General features: G+C 72.1%; 12 protein-coding genes. 1 reads left to right on the top strand and 11 read right to left on the bottom strand.

What is annotated here, in order from left to right:
- Positions 1–58 precede the first annotated feature (58 nt).
- Complete coding sequence (locus LY13_RS22505) at positions 59–1324, top strand: sensor histidine kinase (RefSeq protein ID WP_253830545.1); 1266 nt, start codon at positions 59–61, stop codon at positions 1322–1324.
- Positions 1325–1430: 106 nt separating this feature from the next.
- Here the strand turns inward: LY13_RS22505 and LY13_RS22500 are convergent, their stop codons facing one another.
- The 11 genes from LY13_RS22500 to LY13_RS22450 all read right to left on the bottom strand — a co-directional run bounded on the left by LY13_RS22500 (position 1431) and on the right by LY13_RS22450 (position 16431).
- The gene (locus tag LY13_RS22500) at positions 1431–1778 is read right to left on the bottom strand and encodes an RNA polymerase-binding protein RbpA (protein ID WP_253830544.1); all 348 of its coding nucleotides are present in this window, start codon (positions 1776–1778) and stop codon (positions 1431–1433) included.
- Between the two features lie 48 nt (positions 1779–1826).
- Complete coding sequence (secG, locus tag LY13_RS22495; RefSeq protein ID WP_183651387.1) at positions 1827–2057, bottom strand: preprotein translocase subunit SecG; 231 nt, start codon at positions 2055–2057, stop codon at positions 1827–1829.
- Between the two features lie 59 nt (positions 2058–2116).
- Positions 2117–2902 (bottom strand): triose-phosphate isomerase, encoded by a 786-nt coding sequence (gene tpiA / locus LY13_RS22490; protein ID WP_253830543.1) that lies wholly within the window; start codon positions 2900–2902, stop codon positions 2117–2119.
- A 166-nt stretch (positions 2903–3068) separates the two neighbouring features.
- The gene (locus tag LY13_RS22485) at positions 3069–4274 is read right to left on the bottom strand and encodes a phosphoglycerate kinase (RefSeq protein ID WP_253830542.1); all 1206 of its coding nucleotides are present in this window, start codon (positions 4272–4274) and stop codon (positions 3069–3071) included.
- A gap of 3 nt (positions 4275–4277) precedes the next feature.
- Positions 4278–5282, bottom strand: coding sequence for a type I glyceraldehyde-3-phosphate dehydrogenase (gene gap, locus LY13_RS22480; protein ID WP_253830541.1), 1005 nt, complete (start codon positions 5280–5282; stop codon positions 4278–4280).
- A 200-nt stretch (positions 5283–5482) separates the two neighbouring features.
- Entirely contained in the window at positions 5483–6697 is a 1215-nt protein-coding gene (locus tag LY13_RS22475) for a winged helix DNA-binding domain-containing protein (protein WP_253830562.1), read from the bottom strand.
- A gap of 77 nt (positions 6698–6774) precedes the next feature.
- Positions 6775–11217 (bottom strand): coiled-coil domain-containing protein, encoded by a 4443-nt coding sequence (locus LY13_RS22470; protein ID WP_253830540.1) that lies wholly within the window; start codon positions 11215–11217, stop codon positions 6775–6777.
- 8 nt (positions 11218–11225) lie between these two features.
- Positions 11226–11957 carry a hypothetical protein gene (locus tag LY13_RS22465; RefSeq protein WP_301299498.1) on the bottom strand — a complete coding sequence of 244 codons (732 nt, stop codon included), beginning with the start codon at positions 11955–11957 and terminating at the stop codon, positions 11226–11228.
- Between the two features lie 56 nt (positions 11958–12013).
- Positions 12014–13627 (bottom strand): hypothetical protein, encoded by a 1614-nt coding sequence (locus tag LY13_RS22460; protein WP_253830538.1) that lies wholly within the window; start codon positions 13625–13627, stop codon positions 12014–12016.
- 9 nt (positions 13628–13636) lie between these two features.
- On the bottom strand, positions 13637–15277 hold the full coding sequence (locus LY13_RS22455; RefSeq protein WP_253830537.1) for a hypothetical protein: 1641 nt from the start codon (positions 15275–15277) through the stop codon (positions 13637–13639).
- A gap of 116 nt (positions 15278–15393) precedes the next feature.
- Positions 15394–16431: a glucosyl-3-phosphoglycerate synthase gene (locus LY13_RS22450; RefSeq protein WP_253830536.1), complete on the bottom strand. Its 1038-nt coding sequence runs from the start codon at positions 16429–16431 to the stop codon at positions 15394–15396.
- Between the last annotated feature and the right edge of the window lie 31 nt (positions 16432–16462).

The raw sequence follows: 16462 nt of genomic DNA, 5'->3' as shown, positions 1-16462 counted from the left end.
ACACTTCAGGGCAGAATGTCCTCTCATGGTGAGGTCCACAAGACGAGAGGTCTCGACCATGACCACAGAGGGAACGTTTCTCCCTGACGTCTCGCTTCAGGGCCCGCGCTCCGTGGCACACCGCGTACGCCTCGCGTTCTCCGCCATCCGAAACTCGCTGTCGACCTTGTGGAGCCGCACCGCGGTTCGGAGCACCGTCATCGACGCGTCGGTGTTCCTGATCGCCGTTCTGGACGTGTGGCTCGTCGTTCCCGACGACGCACCGACCTACTCGGTGTATCTGTCGGCCCTCAGTTGCGGCGCCCTGTTGCTGCGCCGCTGGTTCCCCTTCACGGTGCTGCTGCTCGCCACGCCCGGGTTCATGGCGGGGTGGGCGCAGGTCGCCGCCATGATGGCGCTCGGCTTCCTGGCCACCCGCAAGCAGACCCACTGGCAGGTCTGGGTCGGTGCCTGGCTGGTCTGGATGTGCCGCTTCATCCTGTGGCCCCTCGACGAGTTCGTCGCCCTGACCTGGCAGGTCCACGCGCTCGACGTCATCTACAGCACGGTCGTGGCGGGGATGCCGCTGGCGATCGGCCTGCTCATCGGCGCGCGGCAGCAACTGGCCGGCCGGCTGGCCGAACTGGCCGCGAGCCGCGACCGCGAACGCAAACTGCACGTCGAGATGGTGCGGGCCGAGGAACGCACGCGGCTCGCCCGAGAGATGCACGACGTCGTGTCGCACAACATCACGCTCATCGCGATGCAGGCGGGCGTGCTCACGGCGGCCGCCCCGGGCGGGGAGGCGGAACGGACCGCTCGTACCGTCCGCGAGCTGAGCACGCAGACCCTCGAAGAGCTCCGCGGCCTCGTCGGCCTGCTCCGTTCCGGCTCGGTCGACGACGACGGCTCCTCGCCCAAGGTCTGCGAGATCCCCGACCTCGTGCACGGCTGCCAGGTTCCGGTGAAACTGCACCTCGACACCCTGCCCGCGCACGTGCCCGACCAGGTGTCGGCGGCGGCGTACCGGACGGTGCAGGAGTCGCTCACCAACGTCCGCAAGCACGCGCCGGGCGCGACGACGGTGGTCACGGTCTCGGCGGACGACGACTCCCTGCACGTGGAGGTCCGCAACGACCCGCCTGCGCGGCCTGCCGACAGTGGCCCCCTGCCGTCGGGCGGTTACGGCCTGACGGGCCTGGCCGAGCGGGCCAGGATGCTCGGGGGCACGGTCGAGTCGGCACCCACCTCGGACGGTGGCTTCTGCGTCACCGCGCGCTACCCCGTCGACACGGTCGACGACACGGCCGACGACGCCGAGCCGGTGGAAACTCCCACGGCCTGACGGCCCGAGACACACGTTCGCCGGGTGACGGAAACTCCGTCACCCGGCGAACGCGGTGAAGAACTCACTCCCCGGCCGGCCCGACGCCGTGCCTGCGGGGTGCCGTTCAGGCCCTGCCGCGGCGCTGGCGCAGCTTCTCGAGCGCTTCTTCGAGCAGGGCTTCGCCCTCCTCATCGCTACGCCGTTCCTTGACGTATTCGAGATGGGACTTGAACGGCTCCGTCCGTCCCGACGACGGCGGGTTCTGCACGTCCTGCCCACCGGGCAGACCGCACTTCGGACAGTCCCATTCGTTCGGGATCTCGGCGTCGAGCGCGAACGACAGCCGCGACTCGTGCCCGTTGGCGCACCAGTACGACACGACGCTCCGCGGCGCGGTCTCGCCGCGCTCGGATTCGCTCGACGGACCGGCCGCGCCGATGCGCGTCCCCCGGATCGCGTTACCGCCAACCATCAAACCTCACCCACCAGTAACCCGGCGTGCCCCACGGCACGCGACCGATCAGAGTTTGAGGAGCAGGCCGAGCCCGATGATCGCGATGAGCCAGACTGCGGCGAGCCCGATCGTGACCTTGTCCAGGTTCGACTCGGCCCGGCTCGAGCCGGCCAGGCTGGCCTGCATCCCACCACCGAACAAGGACGACAGTCCCCCACCGCGGCCACGGTGCAGCAGCACCGCGATGATCAGCAGAACGCTGGTCACGACCAACAAGATTTGCAGGAACAGTTGCATGTCATCCTCTGTCTACTGCGGGTGGCGAGGGCACCCAGAGTAGCGGGTGCCACACGCGGTCAGGGTAGCGGGCCTCCTGCGGCCATCGCGCAGAGTTTCGTGAATTCGTCGCCGTCGAGGCTGGCGCCGCCGACGAGCGCACCGTCCACGTTCTCACAGGCGATGAGCTCCGCGATGTTGCCCGATTTCACCGAGCCACCGTAGAGGACGCGCACTCCTGCGGCGAGGTCGGCACCGTACTTCTCGGCCAGGGCGTTGCGCAGCGCGGCGCACACCTCCTCGGCGTCGGCGGGCGTCGCAACCCGGCCCGTGCCGATCGCCCACACCGGTTCGTACGCCACCACGATGTCGGCCACCTGCTCGCTCTTGAGCCCCTTCAGGGCCTCGATGAGCTGCGTGGTCGTGTGCGTGATGTGGTCGCCGGCCTCCCGGACCTCGAGAGGCTCGCCGACACACAGGATCGGCGTCAGCTCGTTCTTGAGCGCCGCGCGCACCTTCTTGCCCACGACCTCGTCGGTCTCGTCGTGGTGCTCGCGCCGCTCCGAGTGGCCGATCACCGCGTAGGTGCAGCCGAGCTTGGCGAGCATCGACGCCGACACCTCACCGGTGTAGGCGCCGGACGCGTGCTGGGACACGTCCTGCGCACCGTAGGTGAGCAGGAGCTTGTCGCCGTCGACGAGCGTCTGCACGCTGCGGATGTCGGTGAACGGCGGAATGACCGCCACGTCCACCTTCGAGTAGTACTTCTCCGGCAGCGAGAAGGCGATCTTCTGCACCAGGGCGATGGCCTCGAGGTGGTTCAGATTCATCTTCCAGTTGCCGGCGACGAGCGGTTTGCGGCTCATGCCTGCACCTTCCGGTTCACGAGGGGGGTCTGGGGTGGAGCGAAGCTTCCCGGGGGCCTTCCGGATCACGAGTGGGACGGGGACGGGACTTCTCGGGGATGTGTACCGAGGGCACGTGCCGTACGGCAAGTGCCCTCGGTACGACCACGCGCGCCGAGCCTGCGGCTCACTCGCTCAGGACCGCCACGCCGGGCAGCTCTTTGCCCTCCAGGTACTCCAGCGAGGCCCCGCCGCCGGTGGAGATGTGCGAGAACCCGTCCTCGGGCAGTTCGAGCTGCCGTACCGCGGCCGCCGAGTCGCCGCCGCCGACGACGCTGAAGGCGTCGCCGTCGGCGATAGCGCGGGCCACGCCGCGGGTGCCCCCCTCGAACGGTGCCATCTCGAACACGCCCATCGGGCCGTTCCAGAACACGGTCTTCGCCGAGCCGACGGCGTCGGCGAACAGGCGCACCGACTCCGGGCCGATGTCGAGGCCCATCCAGCCGTCCTCGATCTCTCCGGCCGCGACCGTGCGGGTCGTGGCGTCGGCGGAGAACGCGTCCGCGGCGACGACGTCGACCGGCAGCACGAGCTTGTCGCCCGCGTCGGCCAGCAGCCGCTTGCACGTGTCCACCATGTCCGTCTCGAGCAGGGAGCCGCCGACGCCCTGGCCCTGCGCGGCGAGGAACGTGAAGCACATGCCGCCGCCGACCAGCAGCCGATCGACCTTCGGCAGCAGCGCCTCGATAACGGCGAGCTTGTCGGAGACCTTCGAACCGCCGAGCACGACGGCGTAGGGCCGCTGCGGGTCACCGGTCAGGGTGCGCAGCACCTCGAGCTCGGACAGCACCAGACCGCCCGCGTACGCGGGCAGCTCGCGGGCGACGTCGTAGACGGACGCCTGCTTGCGGTGCACCACGCCGAAACCGTCGGACACGAACGCGGCACCGGACCCGACCACCGCGGCGAGTTCACGGGCCAGTGCGCCGCGCTCGTCGGCGTCCTTGCTCGTCTCCCGCGGGTCGAAGCGGACGTTCTCCAGCATGGCGACCTGGCCGTCGGCCAGGCTCGCCGTGACGTCACGGGCCTCGCGTCCGACGACGTCGCCTGCGAGCGGGACGTCGCCGCCCAGGAGCTCACCGAGGCGCGCGGCGACGGGCCGCAGCGAGTACGTGTCGTCGGGCGCACCCTTGGGCCTGCCCAGGTGCGCGGTGACGACCACCCGCGCGTCCGCTTCCGCGAGACGGCGGATGGTCGGCAGTGCGGCACGGACCCGGCCGTCGTCGGTGATGGTGGCGCCGTCGAGCGGCACGTTCAGGTCCGACCGGACCAGCACGTACCGTCCCGCGACCGCGCCGTCGGCTACCAGATCGTCGAGTGACTTGACCGCCATGGCTCAGGACAGCTTCGAGCCGATGAGGTTCACGGCGTCGGCGAGGCGGTTGGAGTAGCCCCACTCGTTGTCGTACCAGCCGATGACCTTGACCTGGTTGCCGATCACCTTGGTCAGCGGCGCGTCGTAGATGCAGGACGCCGGGTCGGTGACGATGTCGGAGGAGACGATCGGCTCGTCGCTGTAGCGCAGGATGCCCTGCAGCGGGCCCGCGGCCGCCGCCTGGTAGGCCTCGTTGATGGCCTCGACGCTGGCGCTCTTCGACAGGGTCACGGTGAGGTCCGTCGACGAGCCGGTCGGCACCGGGACGCGCAGCGCGTAGCCGTCGAGTTTGCCGTTCAGCTCCGGCAGGACGAGGCCGATGGCCTTCGCGGCGCCCGTGCCGGTCGGCACGATGTTCAGCGCGGCGGCGCGGGCACGCCGCAGGTCCTTGTGCGGACCGTCCTGCAGGTTCTGGTCGGCCGTGTAGGCGTGGACCGTGGTCATCAGGCCCTGCTCGATGCCGAAGCTGTCGTTGAGCACCTTGGCGAGCGGGCCGAGGCAGTTCGTGGTGCAGGACGCGTTGGAGATGATGGTCTGCGAACCGTCGTACTGGTCGTCGTTGACGCCCAGTACGACCGTCAGGTCCTCGCCCTTGGCCGGGGCCGACACGAGGACCTTCTTGGCGCCACCCGCGAGGTGCGCCTTGGCGTCCTCGGCGTTGGTGAAGAAGCCGGTGGACTCGACGACCACGTCGACGCCCAGGTCGCCCCACGGCAGTTTCGCCGGGTCGCGCTCGGCGAGCGCCTTGATCGTCTTGCCGCCCACGACGATGCCCTCGTCGGACGTGGTGACCTCTTCCGGATAACGGCCGAGCACGCTGTCGTACTTGAGCAGGTGGGCCATCGTGGAGACGTCGCCGAGATCGTTGAACGCGACGACCTCGATGTCATGGCCGCTGGCCGCCGCGGCACGGAAGAAGTTGCGGCCGATCCGGCCGAAGCCGTTGACGCCTACGCGAACCGTCACGTCTGCTCTCTCCTCACAGTGTTCTCGACCCGGCACCTACGGCCGGCTTGCACATCGTTGGGACGCCCACACCCTAGCGCGGCGACCAGGCCCGACCCGGGTACCCCGCACGAGACGTGGCGCACCTTGAACCTTGCAGAAATCGTTCAAGATCGCTCAGGTCACAGCGCCCGGTCACCGGACCGGTTCCGGCGCTCGGTTCACGCGCTCAACTCCCGTTCCAGCGGGGTTCGGAATCGCGGCACGACCACCGCGTCGGACAGCCAGCTGCGCAACCGTTGCGTGAGCCGTTCGGCCTCGGCCGCCACCAGTGCCGTCCGCTCGGTGCCGACGTCCTCCAGCAGCCGCGTCGCCACCTCTCCCCCGGTGCCCTCGCCGTTCCACCGGTGGGCCCAACCGCCGACGATGCGGCCGTCGCACCAGATCGTGGGGCCGATGTTGCCGTTGCGGTCGAACAGCGCCGAGCGGTGCGGCCCCACGAACCAGTCGCGATCCGTCCAGCCCATCGGTGTCGGATCGAGCGCGGGCAGGAGCGCCACCCACGGCTGCGGTTCGGGCGTCGGTTCGACGTCGCCGGAGGCCACGAAGGCGGCCGCGCCGTCGAGGTCGACCGTCTCGGCGGCGGCATCGGCCAGCGCGCGGCGGGTCTGCGCGGCCGTCCACCCGGTCCACCAGCGGATGTCGGCCTCCCGCACCGGCCCGTAGGCGCGCAGGTACCGCTGCAGCAACGCGGTCCGCGCCTCCTCGGGTTCCGGCTCGGGGATGCCGCCGGGCAGCCAGTCGTCGGTGAGCGACCACTCGTACTGCGTGGACAGCCACGATCCGCCGGGGCGGCCGCGCACGATGCGGCCGGCTGCCGCCAGCAGGAACAGCACCCGGTTGGTGATGTAGGTGGTCGATTCGTACGGCTTGCCCGCCGCCATGACGATCTCGGTGCGCAGGCGGGGTTCGTCCTCGGCCAGCTGGGCCGCCCGCGCCGTTCCGCGTGCCCGCAGCGCCCCGACGGTGGCGTCCTCGACGCCGGACAGCCAGCGGCCGAGATCCGGGATGCCGGTCTGCTCGAGGTGGCGGAGCAGCAGTCGCCGTTGTTTGCGCTCGATGTCGGCGGCACAACCCGCCTGCACGAGGGGCGCGACGTCGCGGCCGACGACGAACATCGTGCGGCGCATGCCGAGCATGCGCACCGCGGAACGTTCCTCGTACAGCGCGTGATCCACCGCGTCGACGGCATCGCCGCCGGTGCCGGACCCGGCAAGGCGCGCCGCCGCGGACAGGTACACGGTGGCCGGATCCGTGGCGTGCAACGCGACCACACCCTCGGCGACGTCGGCCACACCGGCTGCGCGATCGCTGAGGAGGTGCCGGCGCGCGAGGCGGGCCCGCCGCTCCGCCGTCGTCATCGTCGGTGTCGTCATCGTCGTCATGGCCTTCGTCGGGGTCACGGGCCGTGTCTACCAACGATCACCGACAGGAACCGGCCACCCGAGCCACCTCAGCTCGCCGCGGACTTCGTGTACACCCGTGTCGAGGTCAGCCGGGCCGTGCCGTCGGGTTCGGGCAGCTCGTCGAGTTGTTTCCGCATCGTCGCGTCGACCGACAGGTACTTGCGGCCCGCGCGAAGGTCGGCGTCGTTGCGCAACCGCACGATCAGCGGGAACTCCGCCAGTGCGCCCGCATCGAACAGGCCGGTCGTGTACACCAGCTGCACGCCCAGTGCGCTCGCGACGGCACGCTGCAGTTCGAGCAGGTACCCGGCCGAGGCGCGGCCGATCGGATTGTCGAGGAACAGCACGCCCGAGTGCGGGTTCCGCATTCTGCCGCGGTTGTTGGCCCGCAGCGCCGCGAGGGTGCAGTACAGGATGATCGCCGCGGTGAGCTGCTGGCCGCCGGAGAACACGTCGCGGATCTCCGACACCCGCTGCCGCTCGGTGCGGAGCACGGAGTCCGGTTTGAGCATGTCCACCCGGAAGCCCTTCGGCACCGCGGCACGAACCCCGCGCAGCAGCAGCGACAATCCGTCGCGCTTGACGTCCCGGCCGTCGGCGGTCCTGCCGACGGCCGCCTCGTCGACGACCTCGCCGAGGGCCGTGGCCAGCTCGGCGTCGTCGAGCTCGGTGAAACGGATGCGGAGGAACTCCTGCCCGGACCAGTCGCCGAGGCCGTCCGGCAGACGCGAGACGCGCTGGGCCGAGCGGAGCGTGCGGATCGCGCCTTCGACCATGCTCTGCAGCCGGGTGACGATGCCGGAGCGGTGCCGGTCGATCTGGGCCAGGTCGTCGGTGAGCGTCCGCAGCCGCGGCCGCAGCGCCTCGGCCCATTCCTCGGCGTGGTCGGGCAGGCTGTCGCGGCGGACCGCCACGACCTGCTGCCGTACCGGCGTGTCCAGCTGCTCGAACCGCTTCTCCGCGGCGTACTGCGCCAGCGTGTCGGCGGCGGCCCGTACCCGCGCGACGGCCTCGTCGACCTGCTGCTGTGCCGAGGTGAGACGTCCGGTCAGCTCGGTGGCCCTGGCCTGCGCCTCCTCCACGTCGCCGTCGAACGCCCGCGCCGGCTCGCCGGCGGGCACGTGGGTCGCGAGCGACTCGGCCAGCAGCCGGAAGCCGGACGCGCTCTGTGTCGCCGTGTCGAGGGAGGCCTGCGCGGCCGCGCGGCGTTCCCGCAGCTCCTCCCATTCCCGCGCGGCGGCCGACACCTGGTCGGCGGCCTCCTCGATGAGCTCTCGGCCGTGGTCGACGTCGCGCGGCCGTTCCGTACTGTCCACCGGTCCCGACGGCGACGGCAGCTGGCCGAGTTCGGCCGTGCGGGTGGCGAGCCTGCCGATCACCTCGGTGCGCTCGGCCTCGAGGGTCTCCACTGCCCGCACCGCCCGCGCCTGGGCGGCCGCGCGGGCCGACGAGTCGGAGCCGTCGGGCGTGTCGAGCAGTTCGGCCGCACGCACGCGCACGTCCTCGTCGAGGTTCTCCAACGCCGCCCTGGCCGCGGACTCGGCCGCCTCGGCCTGCTCCAGTTCGGCGCGCAGGTCACCGCCCACCTCGACCCGCGCGTAGGCCTCGGACGCCGACGTGAACGCCCGCCGGAGTGCGTCCACCGGTTCGTCGGGAACCGGGTCGTCGGCCGACACCGCCCCGCCGCCGGGCACCTCGGCCAGCTCGCCGCGTGCCGTGGTCGCGGTCCGCCGGTGTCCGTCGGCGGTGCGGCGGTGTTCGGCCACCTGGTCCCGCAGCCGGGCGGCCCGCGCCGCGGCGTCCTCCGACCGCTGCTCCGCCTGTGTGGCCGTCTCCCTGGCCCGCTGGGCCTCCTCGGTCCACTGCGGGATTCGGCCTGCCCGGCCCGCGAGGTCCTCGAGCGTGCGGGCGGCGTCCTCGGCCCGGCGGGCCTCCGCTCGCAGCGCCGGGATCCGCTCCCGCAGCCCGTCCCGCTTCTCGGCCAGCCGCGCCGCGGTGCGTTCGGCCTCGTCGGCGTGCCGTTCGGCCTCCTCCCGTTCGGTCTCGGCCTCCTGTGCCCGCTCGGCCAGGACGGCGATGCTGCCGGGCGGGTAGTCCTCGCGCCAGGCCGTGAGTTTCCACGTCAGGGCGGCGTCACCGCCGATCGCTTCCTCCAGCTCGGCGAGCCTGCGCTGGCGGTCGTGCTGGCGCCGGCTGATGGCCTCGCGTTCGGCGTCGGCGGCGTCCTCGTCGTACATCGCCGGGTTCGGCGGCACGAGGAACGCCACGCCGGGCGCCTCGCCCAGGTCACGGTCGGCCAGCGCCGCGGTGGTGCCGACCGCGATCGCCGCACCGGGCAGGAGCCGGTGCTCGGTGAGGACCTCCTCGGCCCTGCCGAGCTGCGCCGGGTCGTTCACCAGCACACCCGACACGAGCTGGGGCGCCCGTCGCACCGCGTCGGCCCGCGTCGACGGGTCCAGCGTCGACAGGTACCGCCAGCCCGACCACGCCGTGACACCCGCCTGCTCGAGGACCTCCAGCGCGGCCTGCAGCTCCTCGGGCGCGGGCAGCAGCCCGCCCGAACCGAGCGCTCCCAGCGCACGTTCGTCCCGCGACTCCTCCATCCGCAGGGTCGTCTGCTCGCGTTCCGCCTCCCCGCGTGCCTCGGCGAGCCGCTCCAGCACCGCGGGCGTGTCGGTCTCCAGCGTGACCGTGTCGGTGCCGAGCAGTTCGGCCAGCCGCGGCTCGGCGGCGAGCGCATCGGTGCGGCGATGCGCGCGCGTGAGCTCCTCGGCCGCGCGCTGGGCCCGGTCCCGTGCCCCTGCCGCCTCGCGCTGAGCCTCGTGCGCCGCGGTCTGGGCGGCTCCCAGTTCTTCGGCGACCCGCTCCAGCTCGGCCTCCCTGCGGGAGAGTTCGGCGGTCGCCTCCTCCCCCTCGGCCGCCGCCGTCCGTGCCGCCTCGGCCACGTCCGCACCGTGGCTCAGCAGTCCGTCCGCCGTGGCACGGGCGATCTCCGCCCGCACCTCCTCGAGTCGTGCGTCGAGCCCGTCGGCCTCGGCACGGCGGTTCGCCGCGGCCGACGTCGCCTCGTCGCGTTCCCGCTGCGCCTCCTCGGCCTCGGACTGCAGCTCCGTCGCCTGCCGGTCGGCCTCGTCGGCCTGCTCCTGCGCCTCCTGCGCCAGTCCGAGCAGGCCGCGCGCCAGCGCCGTGGCGGCGGCGTTCTTCGCCTCCAGTGCGGGCCGCGCCTTCTCCTCCCTGCTGCCGACGAGTTCGCGGATGTCGGCGGCCTTCCGGGTGGCGCCCAGCTGGGTCAGGACGGTCCCGGTCTCCCGCCACGCCTCGGCGAGGGTCTTCGCCTCCGCCAGCTCGGCGTCGATGCGTTCGGACTCCGCCTGCGCCTCGTCCCGCAGCATCGCGGCCACCTGCCTGCGGAGTTCGGTCAGCACGGCCTGCTTACGCCGGTGATCGCCCTCGGCGAGCCGCTCCGCGTCCGCGACCTCCTGCACGTGCGCGGTCAGCGTCTCGAGCCGTTCGGACTCCGCGGCGTTGCGGGCCGCCACCTCGCCGGCGAGGGTCTCCAGCTCGGCGCGCGCCGCGTCGGCGAGCTTGCGCGCCGCCGCCGCGAGCTTCTCCTCGTCGATCAGTGGGGTCAGCGCGTCGAGCGCGCCGGCCACGAAGTCGCGTTCGGTCATCAGCTCGCCGCGCTGGGCGAGGTTGTCGGCGTAGGTGGCCAGGACGTCGGCGAGATCCTTCGGCTCGTCCTCGCTGATCACGGCACGCAGCAGGAACTCGACGAAGGCCTCGTCGGTGTTGAACGCGAACGCGTCCGCCGCCTCACCCTCGCCCGCGTTCATGGCGCGCTGGTAGCGGAACAGCTCGGTGTCCAGGCCGAGCTGGTCGAGCCGCTCGGTCCACTCGTGATGCCTGCGGGTCCAGAACAGCTGCAGTTCCGGCACGTCGCCGTGCAGCGCCGTCATCCGGTCGTGGAAACCGGACATCGTCAGCAACTTGCCGTCGGCGGTCAGCGGCAGCGACTCCAGTCCGACCTCCGCGCCGGGGCGGAAGCAGTACCAGGAGTCGACGAGGTTCGCGGGATCCGACGAGGCCACGTGCCCGCGCCACTCGGAGACCTTGCCGGTGATCAGCCGCTGCCCGGTCTCCACATGCTGCCACTCGAGCACCACGTGGGCGACGTCCTTCGCGCCGACGAACTTCTCCAGCACGCGCGTGTTGGTCGTGCCGACGACCTGCCTGCGGCCCGGCAGCATCACCGAGAAGATCAGCTTGATCAGCACCGATTTGCCGCCGCCGTTCTCCAGGAACAGCACGCTCGCGGGCGACGGACGGCGCGGCGGTCCGTTCTCGGTGTGATGGACCCCGGCGCCGAACAGCGCATCCTGCGTCGGCGCGGACACGACGTCCCCGACGCCGGAGAGGTCCAGCACGACGTCCTGGTACCGCGCACCGCTGGGACCGACCGAGTGCAGGCGCACCCGCGACAGCTCGTACATCCACTCCCCTACAGCGTGTCGCCGGCCGACGCCCGCAGCGTCGACCCCTCACCCGGCACCGACACGACGCCGAGCGCGAGCAGCTCGTCGAACGCGGCGTCGGCCGCCAGCTCACGCACCTGCACCTGGTAACGCGGCGTCGTCCGGTACGTTCCGCCCTGCTCGGAACTCACCGGGACGAGGAATCCCTGCTCGGCCAGGAACCGTAGCGCCCTGGTCACCATGCCGCGCGTGGTGTCGGGGGCGAGCCTGCCGTCCTTGGTCGCCGCGGCCGCGGGCCTGCGCGCGTAGGCCCGCCACGCCTGCTCCAGTTCGGGCGCGTCGGCGAGCGGGTCGGTGTTCGCCGCGGCGCGCTCGTCGAGGATGCGGCACGCCTCCCGCACGACACCGTCCACCTGCTCGACGCTCACCCGGCCGATGTAGGTGTCGTTGGCGAGGTCGTCGGGCCGCGGGTAGCCGAGCGCGGCCGTGGCCAGGTGGATGAGCCCGTGCAGCACCTTCTCGGTGTCGCGCCGTTCGCGGATCTTCGACTGCCGCGCGTAGCTGTCCATCTTGATCTCGAAGATCGACTCGTCCGTGGCGGCCAGCACCGCCCCGGCCTGCGCGTTCACCTCGAGCACCATCAGTCCCAGACCCGCGGCGACGGCGTGGGTGAGTTGCTTGAACGCGCTGTCCTCGCCGTAGCGGCGCACGAGGTCGGCGTACACGACGTCCCGTCCGGGCACGAGCTTGGGTCGCATACCGAACGCGAGCAGCCGCGCCGCCGCCTCGGCGTCGGCCGACGCATGTCCCGTGCTCACAGAGCCGCCTCCTCGATCGCCTCGCCGTCGTCGAACAACCCGGGCTCGCGCTCCGCGGCCGTGCCGTCCGGTGCCCAGGCCGCCCCATCGCCAGCGCCGTCGTCGCCAGCGCCGCCGTCGCCATCGTCCCCGTCGTCGCCGTCGACCTCACCACCCTCGTCGACGACGCCGTCGACCAGGGCCGACATCAGCAACAGGTCGGCGCCGCCGATCTCCGGGTCGTCCAGCCTGGTGCCGTCGTCGACGGCGAGCAGCACCGACTGCTGCGCCTGCCGCAGCGCGCCGCCGACCTCGGGGCCGTAGGCGTGCACGGCGCGCAGGGCGATCAGCCGCGCGACGGCCGGATCGGTCGCGCGGGCCTCCTCCAGCAGGCCCGACAGCCGCCGCGGCACCTCGGGCAGGTCGAGCAGCGCGTCGGCCTGCCGCCACTGTTCGTCGGTGAACGCGTCGGTGTCCTCCGCGGGCTGCAGCTCGGGCTCCGGCACCTCGCCGACGACGTGGTCGCGTTCCGGCGCGGGCCGCAGCAGCAACGACACCAGCGACGGCAGGGACGGCACGCTCGGCACGCTGGTGCCGGTGCCCGCGCGGAAGTAGGCCTCGACCGGCGCGAGCGCGTCGGACAGCGGCAGGTCCAGGGTCGGTGTGAGCAGCTGTCCGAACACGTCGATCGCCGCGCGCTGGGGCGGCCCGGAGAACTGCTGCCGGTCCTGCTCGGCGCGGAACACCGCACCCGCCGCCTGCAACCGGTTCTGGAGCTGCGTGTGCCTGCGGATGCAGTCGCCCACGATCTCGACCAGTTCGGCGGCCCTGCGCTTGTGGCCGGGGTCCTCCGCCTCGTCCCTGGCCGCGGTGATGTTCTTCAGGATCGCCGTTTCGGCGCGGAACCGGGACTCGATGTGGGTCAGCGCGGAGTCGAGCAGCTCGGGCAGCTCGCGTTCCCAGTCGACGGACCGCACGTCACGGCGGGTCGCGTCGAGCCGGGCGCGGAGGATCTCGCCGTACTGCACCGTGCGGTACCGCGCCTGTTCGGCGGCGAGCTTCGCGTCGGCCAGCCTGCCGCGCGTGATCAGGTTCTCGAGTTTCACCTCGGCGGCGATGTGCGCCGATTCGACGTCGGTGTCCAGTGCGCCGACGAGCACGTTGATCGCCTCGTCGGTCGCGCGCAGGTACACCTCGCCGTCCGGCGCGGCGAGTTCGACGAGGAGTTTGAAGTCGAACGCCCGCCTGCGGTACGTCCCGTCCGCGTCGACCGCGCCGTAGACGCGGCGGAACCCGCGGTCGGTGGTCCCGACGTTGATGAGGTTGTCGAGCACCCAGCGCGCCACGCGCGTGTGCTCGTCGGCCGTGCGGTCGGGTGCCTGGGCGGCGATGAACGGCAGCAACCGGCGGGTGACCTGGTGGTGGTCGGCGCCGGTGTCGAAGTCCATCGCGATCGTGACCTGGTCGATCGTGTGGAGCCCGATCTCGGCCATCTGATACACGGTCGCATCGGCCCAGTCGAGCTTGGATTTGCGCGCGTCGAGGTCGTGCAGCGGCGCGGTGCACGCGAGCGCCTTCAGCCGGCGCGCGAGCCCCTCGTCCGGGTCGGCGGTCGTCTCGTCAGCTCGCACGGTGTGAGGTTAAGGCACGGCGGGCGCGTGCGGTCCGGAGCCGTTCCCGCCCGCGACGCCGTTGCCGACGACGCCGGGGGACGGAACGCCGTTGCCCGCGGCCACCCCGCCGTTGCCGGAGGGAAGCCCGTCCCCGGTCTCGCCGTGACCCGGCACGTCGTCGTCCGGAGTGGGCGTGGACGTCTCGGCGGGCTGTGTGTCCCGCCGATGCCGGCGCGACAGCAGCGCCGTCAGGGCGAGGACACCCGCCAGGGGCAGCAACGTGATGCCGGGCAGCTGGTAGCGCCACGAGAACTCGAACGCCGCGGCACCGCCGAGTGACACCAGAGCCATCCCCGCGGGCAGCAGCATCGCCGCCCGCAGCCCGCTCGCCCGCGCCTTACGGGTGATGCCCAGGCCCGCGGCCAGCGCCAGCAGCAACGCCACGCCGAGCAGGTTGCCCGGGGTGAAGCCGCCGAACAACTGGTACCAGCGCAGCGCCGTGCCCAGCGTCGGCCGGGACTCCGGCTCCTCGCCGCTGTAGCGAAGCGCGTACTCCCGGGTCTTCTCCTCGTGGTTGTAGAACTGGTACGTCGGCTGGAAGTGCCAGCGCGTGACCGACACGTCGCCCGGGGTGTCGACGCGCCAGCCCCGGAATCCCTTGAGGAAGTCGGTCATGATCGCAACGGCGACGTCGAACGGCTGCTGCCGGATGACCTGCTTGCCGAAGTCCTGCTGGATCGCGACGATGTTCGTGCCCTCGGGCCACTGGGCGCGCCACTCGTCGTTCGCGCCGATGTGCGCGTAGCTGTCACTGCCCTTCCGCTCGCCGAGCGGCTCGTCCGGGCACGCCGGTTCCAGCCGTTCCGACAGCTCCAGGTTCTGGCAGTCCGCCACCACGGCACCGCGGGCGTAGAGGACGTTGCCGGTCGACGGGCTCAGCGCGAAGTGACCCGCCCAGCTCGCGTAGTAGGCGCCGTACCCGCCGACCACGAGCGCCAACGGCAGCGCGAGCGCCGCGACCCGCACGAGGATCGTGCGCCACGCGGCCCACGTGCCCCAGCGCCGCCAGGCACCGCCCGCGACGAGCAGGAACACGACCGCAGGCAGCGCCAGCGGCAGCGCGACCATCCGGAAGATCACGGCGACGCCGAACAGCACACCGGCCACGGCCGTTGCCCACACCGGCGGCTGCCCCCCGCGCCTCGTGCCGAGCAGCAGCCACAACAGCCCGACCAGCAGGACCTGGAACCAGACGTCGGACATGATCATCTGCTCGATCTGCACCTCGTAGGCGTCGAGCAGGACCGGCGCCGCCGCGAGCGCGGCCAGCCAGTTCCGGCGCACCCCCAGCCTGCGGGCCAGGGCGTAGAGCGCGATACCGCATCCCAGCCCGGCGACGTGCTGCAGGAACGACACGAGCCCGAGCCCGCCGACGGCCAGCACCGGTTCGAGGACGAACAGGTCGTAACCGATCGGGTGCAGCCCGGTCGGGTTGTGGGTGCCGACGTTGTCGAGGTAGCGGAACGAATCGCCGTACAACAACGCGGGCGGGTACGCGAACCAGGCGGCGGCGCGCAGGCCGAGCCCGGCCACGAACACCACGAGGAACAGCCAGTGGTGGCGGCCGAGGTCGAGAGCGCGGCGCTTCAACTGCGCGGGAGCAGGCACGCCAGGAAGCTAGCAACCCGGGCCGCACATCCCGCGCAGACCCCCGGGCCCGGCGCGTCACCGCCGAACGGTAGGCCCTCGTGCCCTGACCCGCCGCGAACCGCGCACACCGCGGGTCAGGCCGTCCGCCGCAGGCTTCCGCCCGAGTCGCGGGGGATCCGCGCGAGCGGATCGCGTTCCTCGAGGGTCAGGTCGGTCAGCACCAGGTCGCGCTCCACGCCGGTGCCGGGCCCGGCCACGGCGCGCTGGAACTGGGCCAGCAGGGTCGCGGGCGGCACGGACAGCGACATCCTGCCGTAGCGTTCCAATCTGTCCAGCATCGTCAGGATGATCTGCGCGGACATACGGCCCAGCGCCTGCGTGGTCTGGTGCCGGTGGGTGCGCTCGCCCAGGTCGACCTGGGCGAGCGCGTCGAGGCCCCGCCACTCGACCAGGTCGATGAGGTGCCCGACCTCGACGCCGTAGTGCGTCACGAACGGGATGGCCTCCAGCACCTCCCGCCTGCCCGCGTACTCACCGGCCAGCGGCTGGACGAACCCGGACAGCTGGGGCCAGAACATGTTCAGCAACGGCCGCGCGACCAGTTCGGTGACGCGGCCGCCGCCGTCGGCCTCCCTGCGGCCGTCCTCCGCGAGCGGCCGGTGGTAGAAGCCCTTCACGTAGTCGATGCCCTGCCGGGTGAGCAGGGGCCCGAGCAGACCGGTGACGTAGTCGGCGGTGAAGCCGTAGAGGTCGCCGTCGACGAACACGACCAGGTCGCCGCGCGTGGCCGCGAGGCCCTTCCACAGCGCCTCACCCTTGCCCCGGTGACGCGGCAGCGCGGGCAGCACGTCGTCCTGGGCCACCACGTCGGCGCCTGCCTCGGCGGCGACCGCGGCGGTCGCGTCCTGCGAGTGCGAATCGACGACGAGGAGCTCGTCGACGAGCGGAGCGGCCTCCACGAGCGCGGTGCGGATCGTCCGCACGATCTCGCCGACCGTCTCCTCCTCGTCCCTGGCGGGGATCACGACGCTCACGGTGCGTCCCCGTTTGGCGGCCACGAGCTCCGCGGCCGTCCAGGCGTCCGCGCGGCCCGACCGGTGTTCGAGCCACGTTCCGATCTCGGGCGAGACGGCGAGTTCGGTGCCGTCGGCTCCCGTCCTGGTCGCGTGCACGTGCTGCCCCCTTTCGTCCAACGATCGTGAC

It is taken from the genome of Prauserella aidingensis (assembly GCF_024171865.1).
Taxonomy (GTDB): domain Bacteria; phylum Actinomycetota; class Actinomycetes; order Mycobacteriales; family Pseudonocardiaceae; genus Prauserella; species Prauserella aidingensis.
Note: the sequence above shows the minus strand (reverse complement) of the source record. Positions and strands in the feature narration are given on the sequence as shown.